1 protein-coding gene is annotated in these 689 nt (G+C 36.6%); it reads right to left on the minus strand.

From position 1 onward, the window contains the following. Positions 1-284 precede the first annotated feature (284 nt). Positions 285-689: capsule assembly Wzi family protein (locus ACTXGO_RS15545; protein ID WP_443575153.1), on the minus strand; the 405-nt coding region annotated here is incomplete at its 5' end.

Below are 689 nucleotides of genomic sequence, written 5' to 3' on the forward strand. Positions count from 1 at the left end.
TGAATATATAAATTCACAAAAAAGAATATAATATTACTGAATATACACCTGTATTAGTAACAACGCAACATACCTATATACTTATGATAGAAAAATACCCCTAATACTATCAATGAATTCATATTAATATTAAATATATCAACGCTTTATGTACTAATACACGTCTACCTATGTTAATGAAAAATTTATAATTATATTTGATGAGCTAAATAATTATCGCTAAATTCAGACAAAAAAAAGACCCACTAAATATTTAGTAGGTCTTCTTTAATTTGAGCGTAGATCTAGTAAGTTTTGAGCTCAATCCCTATACCAGCGCCGATATCACTAGACTGAGTATCAGAGTCTACTGCCCATAGTCTTGTGGTAATCTTGGTTAAAGGTTGCAATTGATGCTCCCAAGCGACATCAATACTAGTGAGCTTATCAGTTGTTGGAAAAGCTTGATTGTCAGCTTCATCTGCTTGATTTACTTTGGCATGTTGCACTTTAGCATTGATAAAATTACGGTTATCAAGCCATAATCTACCGCCTACGGCAACGCTCTCAGCATCGCCGCCAAGGGAATGACCGAGTGGATAGCCCTGCTGATAGTAGCCATCGGTGTAGAGAAAATGATCATACGATACGCCTTTGACCTCGCCACTACTTCGCGTGTCTGCATACTCAGCATAGACCTGATAAGGCAG

The sequence above is a fragment of the Psychrobacter sp. T6-1 genome (genome assembly GCF_052258445.1).